The 8,022-nt window shown below is 64.0% G+C and carries 10 protein-coding genes; 8 read left to right on the forward strand and 2 right to left on the reverse strand.

Annotated elements, in window-relative coordinates:
• Positions 1-7 precede the first annotated feature (7 nt).
• From VFP86_01570 to VFP86_01585, 4 genes are all read left to right on the forward strand, one after another.
• Positions 8-763, forward strand: coding sequence for a methyltransferase domain-containing protein (locus VFP86_01570; protein ID HET8998314.1), 756 nt, complete (start codon positions 8-10; stop codon positions 761-763).
• 65 nt (positions 764-828) lie between these two features.
• Positions 829-2,433, forward strand: coding sequence for an ABC transporter substrate-binding protein (locus VFP86_01575; GenBank protein ID HET8998315.1), 1,605 nt, complete (start codon positions 829-831; stop codon positions 2,431-2,433).
• A gap of 1 nt (position 2,434) precedes the next feature.
• Positions 2,435-3,388 carry an ABC transporter permease gene (locus VFP86_01580; GenBank protein HET8998316.1) on the forward strand — a complete coding sequence of 318 codons (954 nt, stop codon included), beginning with the start codon at positions 2,435-2,437 and terminating at the stop codon, positions 3,386-3,388.
• Positions 3,389-3,410: 22 nt separating this feature from the next.
• The gene (locus tag VFP86_01585) at positions 3,411-4,421 is read left to right on the forward strand and encodes an ABC transporter permease (GenBank protein ID HET8998317.1); all 1,011 of its coding nucleotides are present in this window, start codon (positions 3,411-3,413) and stop codon (positions 4,419-4,421) included.
• Here VFP86_01585 and VFP86_01590 read toward each other — a convergent pair.
• Positions 4,321-4,617, reverse strand: a complete 297-nt coding sequence (locus tag VFP86_01590) for a cupin domain-containing protein (protein ID HET8998318.1) — start codon at positions 4,615-4,617, stop codon at positions 4,321-4,323. The two genes, VFP86_01585 and VFP86_01590, sit on opposite strands and share 101 nt — an antisense overlap.
• Positions 4,618-4,858: 241 nt before the next feature.
• On the opposite strand from VFP86_01590, the gene VFP86_01595 reads away from it, so the two are divergent.
• Positions 4,859-5,602 (forward strand): hypothetical protein, encoded by a 744-nt coding sequence (locus VFP86_01595; protein HET8998319.1) that lies wholly within the window; start codon positions 4,859-4,861, stop codon positions 5,600-5,602.
• Positions 5,583-6,161 (forward strand): DNA-3-methyladenine glycosylase I, encoded by a 579-nt coding sequence (locus tag VFP86_01600; protein ID HET8998320.1) that lies wholly within the window; start codon positions 5,583-5,585, stop codon positions 6,159-6,161. Before VFP86_01595 ends, VFP86_01600 begins: the two co-directional genes overlap by 20 nt.
• Here the strand turns inward: VFP86_01600 and VFP86_01605 are convergent.
• Positions 6,158-7,096 (reverse strand): LLM class F420-dependent oxidoreductase, encoded by a 939-nt coding sequence (locus VFP86_01605; GenBank protein ID HET8998321.1) that lies wholly within the window; start codon positions 7,094-7,096, stop codon positions 6,158-6,160. The two genes, VFP86_01600 and VFP86_01605, sit on opposite strands and share 4 nt — an antisense overlap.
• A gap of 165 nt (positions 7,097-7,261) precedes the next feature.
• On the opposite strand from VFP86_01605, the gene VFP86_01610 reads away from it, so the two are divergent.
• Both VFP86_01610 and VFP86_01615 read left to right on the forward strand, forming a co-directional pair.
• Complete coding sequence (locus VFP86_01610) at positions 7,262-7,444, forward strand: hypothetical protein (protein ID HET8998322.1); 183 nt, start codon at positions 7,262-7,264, stop codon at positions 7,442-7,444.
• 96 nt (positions 7,445-7,540) lie between these two features.
• On the forward strand, positions 7,541-8,022 hold a 482-nt coding region (locus VFP86_01615), incomplete at its 3' end, for a PhzF family phenazine biosynthesis isomerase (protein ID HET8998323.1).

Here is an 8,022-nt window from a genome sequence, read left to right on the forward strand (position 1 = left end):
CTTCCCGATGTCCGACGTCCCTAAGAAACCTCAGAACATCTATGACGACCCAGGTTTCTTCGCCGGGTATTCGACCCTCGAGCGTTTCGGCGCCGGGTGGGAGCGGGCTATGGAGCATGCCGATCTACTGGCGCTTCTCCCCGAAGTAGACGGCCGGCGGGTGCTGGACCTCGGATGCGGGGCCGGACAGCTCGCACACCACCTCGCCACGGCCGGAGCGGCCGAGGTGGTAGGCGTCGACGTGTCAGAGCGGATGCTGGCCCTGGCGCGGGCAGAGTGGGCCCACCCGCGTGTGACCTACAGTCGTGAGGCGGTCGAGCAGGTGGTGTTTCCGCCAGCGCGGTTCGACCTGGTCGTGAGCTCGCTGGTGTTTCATTACGTGGACGATTATCGGGCATTGGTCTTGCGCATCGCAGGATGGCTGGCGCCCGGCGGCGTTCTCGTCTATTCAACCGAGCACCCCATCTTCACGGCGCGCCTGCCGGGCGACGGTTGGGTGCTCGACGGCGCAGGCCGGCGCACGCGTTGGGGCATGGACCGCTACGCCGACGAGGGCGCCCGTGAAGAGATGTGGTTCGTCCCGGGCGTGCGGAAGGTTCATCGCACGCTGGCCACGCTGATCAACGGCCTCCTGGACGCCGGGCTCGTAGTGGAGCGCGTCGTCGAGCCGATCCCCAGTGAGCAGTGGCTGCACGACCACCCGCTGGCGCGCGATGAGCGACGCCGGCCCATGTTCTTGCTGGTGCGCGCCCGCAAACCTTGACGGGGAGGAGTGCGGGCGCCAGAACGGAAGTTCTCTGATTCAGAGTCATGGGAGGGGGGGTTCCCGTGGGCCGTTCGATCACCCGTCGTCGTTTCCTCCATTCGCTCGCGCTTGGGGCCGGCGGAGCGCTTCTCGCCGCGCGCTCCACGGATGCCGCCACGACGGGGGGGAAGTCCGGCGGAACGCTCATCGCCGGCTGGGAGGCCGAGCCGGGCGCGTTCGACAACGACATCGACCGCGGCGCGGTGACCCGCACGTTGCTGCACAACATCTACGACCGTCTGGTCGACCGCGACATGACCGTCAAGGCGAACCAGCCCCTGGTGGGGAATCTCGCCACATCGTGGGAGGTCTCGCCGGATGCGAAGACCTACACCTTCAAGCTGCGTCAGGGCGTAAAGTTTCACGATGGCACGGCGCTCGATGCCGAGGCCGTGAAATTCAACATCGATCGCGATTCGGATCCCAACCATAAATACTACAACAAGGCCGGCGCCGGCAGTCTCAAGCTCGGCTACGGCAACCTCGCCGGCGTCGTCGTCGTCGACAAGTTCACGATCCGCATCGTCCACAAGGACCCGTTTGCCGACTTCCTGCCGGTGCTGGCGTTTGGCACCTATTCGATCGCGAGCCCGACCGCCATTCAGAAGTACGGCAACGAGGATTATCCCAACCACCCGGTGGGTACCGGACCGTTCAAGTACGTCAGCCGCGAGAAGGGGGTGAAGGTCACCTTCGAGCGAAATCCGGACTACTGGGCAGGCGCGCCGGCGATCGACGGCTTCATCGTGCGCCCCCTGCCCGAGGCGGTCACACGAGTGACCGCTCTCCAGACCGGCGAAGTCGATTGGATCAACGCGGTCAACCCAGACAGCATAGACAGCGTCAGGTCGAACCCGAGTCTCGTGCTCGAACTGGCGCAGCTTCCGAATACCTGGGGCTACATTCCCAACCACAAGTACCCCCCCACAACGAAGCTTCAGCTCCGTCAGGCGATGAGCTGGGCGATCGACCGCGAGACGCTGGCGCGCGACGTGATGAGAGGACTCGCCGTCCCAGCGAAAGGGACGCATGCGGCGGGGACGCCCGGCTATGATCCGGACATCACCGGCTACGGCTACAACCCCACGAAAGCCAAGCAGCTCTTGGCCGACGCGGGATTTCCGAAGGGCCTTCCGCTCGAGGTCTGGATACCGGCCGGCGGCGCCGGCTCCCCATTCGGCGTCCAGATGAACGAGTTCATTCAGCAGAACTTCAAGGACGTCGGGATCGAGGCGAAGTTTGTCCAGCAAGAATTCCAAACCTTCCAGAACAATATGGCGAACGGCGTGCAAAAGGACGTGAACGCGCTTCAGGTGGGGTTCAGCGTCGACGAGTTCGTCAATCTGCAGCGGATGTTTCGGACCGACCTCCAGCCGCCCAATGGGAACACGAATCCGGGCTGGTACAGCAATGCGGAGGTGGATGCGCTGTTGAAAAAGGCGAGGGAGACCACCAACGCCGAGCAGCGCAAGCGGCTCTATTTTCAGGTCGAGCAAAAGGCCGTCGACGACGCCGCCTGGATCTTCGTCGTGAATCAGAAGGCGGCCCGCGCCTGGAACAAGAGAGTGAAAGGCTACATCAACCCGAACTCGTATATGTTCACCTTCCGGACTGTGTCGATCGCCTGAGATGCTTCGTTTTGTCGTCGCGCGGTCGCTCGCGACGATTCCGGTGTTGATCGGCGTGTCGCTGGTGGTTTTCCTCACGATGAAGATCATACCGGGCGATGCCGCCGAGGTGCTGGCCGGACCGCAGGCTACGAAGGACCAGGTGGAGCTGATTCGTCAGAGCCTGGGCCTGAACCGCCCGCTCTATGTCCAGTACGTCACCTGGCTCAGCCGGGCGGTGCGGGGAGATCTCGGGCGATCGATTCAGTTGGCCGCGCCGGTCACCGAGATGGTGCGCGACCGGCTCAAGAACACGCTGGTGCTCGCGCTCGCCAGCGCGCTGCTGGCGCTCGCGATCGCCGTGCCGGTCGGCATCCTCTCGGCCACGCACCAATCCTCGTTCGTCGATCGCGCGTCCATGGTGCTGGCACTGTTCGGGAACAGCATGCCGACGTTCTGGCTGGGATTGGTGTTCATTCTGATTCTTTCGCTGCACTTTCGGCTGTTCCCGTCCAATGGAATGCACTCATTACGGGGGCCGGCCGGAATCCCCGACCTGCTCTGGCATCTCACGCTTCCCGCGCTCGCCCTCTGTGACGTTCCTGCCGCGGTGCTGGCACGGATGACGCGCTCCAGCCTGCTTGAAGCGTTGAACGACGACCACGTCCGGACGGCGCGCGCGAAGGGCCTGACCGAAGCACGAGTCGTTGTTCATCACGCGCTGCGCAATGCACTGTTGCCGGTCGTGACGCTCATGGGCATTCAGGTGGGCTACCTCCTCGGCGGATCGATCCTGGTCGAAACCGTCTTCTCGTGGCCGGGGCTCGGTTTGCAGCTGTACGATGCGATTGGCGCGCGCGATCTGCCGCTGGTTCAGGGTGGGGTCTTACTCGTCGCCACCATGTTCGTCTTCATCAATCTATTCGTCGACGTGCTCTACGCCGTACTCGATCCGCGGATTCGGTACGGGACGTAGCGCGAACACGTCGGCAGCGAGGATGGCAGCCGCCCCGGGCGGGAATAGACCGCGTGACGATGGCCGCGCATTCAGCGCGCTGGTGTGGAGGCGGCTGCGCTGGGATCAGGTGCTGGTCGCGGCGCTCGGGGTCATCGTGGTGGTCGCCGTTGCGGCAGTGCTGGCGCCTCGACTCGCTCCGTACGATCCGACCCGTGCGGATCCCCGGATTCGCCTGTCGCCACCGGGGACCGTCGGTCACCTGCTGGGCACCGATCAGCTGGGCCGCGACGTTCTCAGCCGCGTGATGTGGGGCGGCCGGATCTCGCTGATCGTCGGCGTCGTTCCGGTCGTCCTCTCGGCGGTGGGTGGAACCGCCGTGGGATTGATCGCGGGCTACTATGGAGGCCCTGTCGACCAGATCATCACCCGAGCACTCGATGTATTGTTCGCCTTCCCGGCGATCTTGCTCGCGCTGGCGATCGTGTCGGCGCTGGGACCGTCGATTTACAATGCGATGCTGGCGATCACCATCGTCGCGATTCCCAGCTTCGCGCGCCTGGTGCGGTCGGCGGTGCTCGGCTTACGGGAGCGGTCGTTCGTCGAGGCGGCGCGGTCGTTGGGCGCGAGCAGTACACGGATCATATCGCGGCACATCCTTCCCAACACCGTGTCGCCGGTGATCGTCTATGCCACATTTGAAACCGGCAAGACGATTGTCTTCGCCGCGGCGCTGAGCTTTCTGGGTCTGGGCGTTCAGCCGCCCACTGCCGAATGGGGAGCCATGCTCAGCCAGGGGCGGACGGTGCTGGCAACCGCCTGGTATGTCGCGACCGTTCCGGGCATGTTGATTTTTCTGGTCAGCCTCAGCTTCAATATCCTGGGAGACGGGCTGCGCGATGCGCTCGACCCGCACCAGGCCATGGCTGGGCCGGCAACCGGTGCGGTCAGCGCTACCCGTCGTCCGCACACGAGGGACGGACGGCGGCGGCCCCCAGTCCAACGCCGGGGCGGCGGTATTCCTCACGGGGCGGAGCAAAGATATCCAGAATGACACAGCGCTGGCTCAGCGTCCGCCCTCCGTGCGGCACATTCGGCGGCGTCTCCCAGAAATCACCTGCTTTGACAGGATACTCGTGCGCGTCCTGAATCCGGATCCACTCGCCTTCGAGGCACACGCCCCACTGCTCGTTCGGATGCGCATGCACGGGCGACTCTGACCACGGCTCCAGTTCAACGATCGAGAGCATGAGGTGCGTTCCTGGGAAGATACGCGCCCGGACGCCCTCGGCCAGCGTTCTGGGAATGCCTCCGTCGCGAACATTGTGGAACCACTCCCGGCCCACCGCGTTCCCCCCTCCCCTGCAGAAGCTCTAAGACCAGCATCATCTTGCAGCCCATCGATCGTATTTTACCAAGAGGGGGGCGGCAGGCGAACGGCCAAGCATATTCCGAAGACGGTCGTGGGCGGATCGTGAGGGGGAAGCAGAAATGCCTGCGCTTTCTTTCCATCGGAAGGGAACCGCCGTGGGCTACATGTACATCACGACCATTCATCGGGAAGGGGCCGGCTGGGGGTGGAAGGGACATAAACGAGCGGTGGGCAGCCGAAGCGGTGATCCCGGACCGGTGGTGGCGTCGGGAGAAGTGTGTGCCGAGATCGCCCAGGCTGAAGCGGCCGCCGACGAGTGGTTTTACCATGTGCCAAACGTGATTGAACTGACGCCCGGGACCGACCAGGAGGTGGCATCCCCACGCCCGTCCCCATCGGCCGCCACGGCAGCGGCGTCTCCGATTGCGCCTTGGACAGCCGGGGAGCGTCCCGTGTCCGTCCGGGAGGAGATGCACAAAGGCCTGAACTTCTTCGGGACCGCCACGTTTGCCATTCTGGCGGGCAGCATCTTTCACGGACTTTCCCTCCCGGACGATTGGCCCCACAAGATCGAGGACGTCATCTTCGGCGTGATCGCCGCCGCGGCCGTGGGCCGGTACCTATGGGGGAGGAATCGATATGTGCGCTCCCTCGCCCCCTTGTGGTTCCTGACTCTGGGCGTGGTCACGAAAATCATCGGGGCGTGGACGAGAACTGGCAGCCCGATTCCCGCTGGACCAGACTTGGGTATCTCGTTTTTCCTGATCTTGACCGGCTTCGTTTTCGCATGGCAATTCTATACCGCGCGCGTTCCCGCCACGATGCTCGGCAAAGGGGCAGATCATGACCGTGGTTCGCTGTGAATGGGCGGTCGGCGACCTGTTGGTTCCATATCACGACAAAGAGTGGGGGATGCCGCTCCATGACGATCGGGGCCTCTTTGAGCTGCTCGTCCTCGAAGGCGCTCAGGCGGGCTTGAGCTGGATCACCGTCTTGAAGAAGCGCGAGAACTATCGCGCCGCGTTCGACAACTTTTCCCCCGAGAAGATCGCGGGCTACGATCGGAAGAAACAGGGGGCGCTTCTTCGTGATCCGGGGATCATTCGCAACCGACTCAAGATCGCGTCGGTGATTCGGAACGCGAAGGCCTTCCTCGAACTGCAGCGAGAGTTCGGAAGCTTTGACGCGTACAGCTGGCAGTTCGTCGACGGGCATCCCAAGAAGAACCGCTGGAAGTCGCTCAAGGAGATCCCCGCCCGAACGCGAGAGTCGGACGCGATGAGCAAAGACCTAAAACGCCGGGGGTTTACGTTTGTCGGGTCGACTATTTGCTATGCCTTTATGCAGGCCGCCGGCATGGTCAACGATCACGTCACCCACTGCTTCAGATACGCTGGAATCCATCGTTCCCGGCGAGACTAGCGCCCGGCGACGGGAATCTGGTGGATGGCCGGAAGCAGTTCGGTGGCCCACAGGTCGAGCACGGCGGGATCGTAGATGTTGAAGGTATCATCCACCAAGACCAGGGTGTCGAAGCCCAGATCGGCGAGGCTCCGGCAATACGTGAGGGCCTGCGGGACCGACATCGCGCCGCCGCGCCCATCGCGGGTGACATTGAGGCGGCCATACAGGGTTTTCTCGATGGCCTCGTAGGGACGGCCTAGCCGCTCGCAGTGGCCGCGCAACACCGCCAGCTTGTGGACGAGTTGGTCGGTCGGCAAGCGGCTGCTGAGGTTGCAGGCGTCGGCATACTGGGCCACCAGACGAAGCGTCTTTTGTTCACCGCCGCCGCCGATCAAGATGGGCGGATGCGGACGCTGGAGCGCTTGGGGCACATTTAATGTACGGTCGAGCTGATAGTGCTTCCCGCGAAACGGTTGGGCCTGTTCATACTTCCCTTCGTCGGCCCACATCTGCAGGGCGATCAGAATGGTCTCTTCCAAACGCTCGAAGCGGTCCTTCGTGCTCGGGAAGGGGATGCCGAGCGCGCGATGCTCTTCCTCAAACCAACCCGCCCCGATGCCGAAGATGACGCGGCCACCCGACAGCAGATCGAGTGTGCTGACCTGCTTGACCAGCACGCCAGGATGACGATAGGTCACTGAGGCGACCAGCGTGCCGAGCTTGATCGTGGTGGTCACACCGGCAATGAAGCCGAGCGTGGTGTAGGCTTCGATCATCTCGCGATCGGTGACGCCGGGGCCGACCGGTGACTGATCCCAGAAGAAATGGTCCCAGACCCAGAAACTCCCGAACCCGGCTTCCTCGGCGCGACGTGCCACGCGGGCCAAGTCCGCGCGAAGCCGTGCCGGCCCACCAGGCGCGGCAAAATTGGCCACATTCAGACCAACGTCCACAATGACATGACCTCCTGTCGACTCGTGTGGCCTTTCCTTCCTCGTGACCGCTGCGCCGGCGCGTGTCGTGTGAGGCGCATCACGGTCTATTTGTGAGATGGTTCATCCCCTTCCTTCCCGCGTTGATCTAACATGGAACCATCCTGAACGAAAGGAGGGAGGGTGATGCTAAGAATGCTCGCCACCTTGGTTCTGGGGGCAGCCATTCTACTCCCCGCAGCGTCCGCGTTCGCCCGAGACGAAGGTGGGGCGGACCCCGGCAATTTCGGGACGCTTGGCCAGGTCGAACTCAACGTGGCCCCGGCGCCGCCCGCCACGGTGGCGCCCGACGATACCTCTCGGGAGTAGCGCCATCGTACGATTCGCGCTGCCGGTCGCCCGACCGTGAGGGGACGGCCGGCAGCCAGCCTTGATCCCCCCAAGCATGTGTGGTAATGATTTGCTATGAGTGCATACCGCTACACCGTCTGCGACGTTTTCACGGACCGTCCGCTGGCCGGAAACCAGCTCGCCGTTTTTCCGGACGCGCGCGAAATTCCGGACGCGCGCCTGCAGGAGCTTGCCCGGGAGATCAACTTCTCCGAGACTGTCTTCGCCTATCCGCCCGGCGCCGGAGGGCACGCGCGCATCCGGATCTTCACACCGGGGCGCGAGCTCCCCTTCGCCGGGCATCCGGTGCTCGGCAGCGCGTTCGTGCTTGGTGCTCCGCTCGAGGGCGATGAGATCCGGCTGGAAACGGGCCGGGGAACCGTGCCGGTGCGACTGCGCCGCGACGGGCGCCGGATCACATTCGGCTGGATGAATCAGCCCATCCCGTCCGTGGCGACGTTTGGGGACGAAGCGTCGCTGCTACGTGCACTGGGGGCGGCGCGGTCCATGCTCCCGGTTGAGGTCTACGACAACGGCGTGCAGCACGTCTTCGTCAC

Source organism: bacterium, from assembly GCA_035703895.1.
In the GTDB taxonomy this organism is placed as follows: Bacteria; Sysuimicrobiota; Sysuimicrobiia; order Sysuimicrobiales; family Segetimicrobiaceae; genus Segetimicrobium.

Bases quoted from the DNA above. Each gene is read 5' to 3' on its own strand.
- VFP86_01570 (HET8998314.1), top strand. From the start codon at position 8: ATGTCCGACGTCCCTAAGAAACCTCAGAACATCTATGACGACCCAGGT.
- VFP86_01580 (HET8998316.1), top strand. From the start codon at position 2,435: ATGCTTCGTTTTGTCGTCGCGCGGTCGCTCGCGACGATTCCGGTGTTG.
- VFP86_01600 (HET8998320.1), top strand. From the start codon at position 5,583: ATGACCGTGGTTCGCTGTGAATGGGCGGTCGGCGACCTGTTGGTTCCA.
- VFP86_01610 (HET8998322.1), top strand. From the start codon at position 7,262: ATGCTAAGAATGCTCGCCACCTTGGTTCTGGGGGCAGCCATTCTACTC.
- VFP86_01585 (HET8998317.1), top strand. From the start codon at position 3,411: ATGGCAGCCGCCCCGGGCGGGAATAGACCGCGTGACGATGGCCGCGCA.
- VFP86_01595 (HET8998319.1), top strand. From the start codon at position 4,859: ATGCCTGCGCTTTCTTTCCATCGGAAGGGAACCGCCGTGGGCTACATG.
- VFP86_01590 (HET8998318.1), bottom strand. From the start codon at position 4,617: ATGCTCTCGATCGTTGAACTGGAGCCGTGGTCAGAGTCGCCCGTGCAT.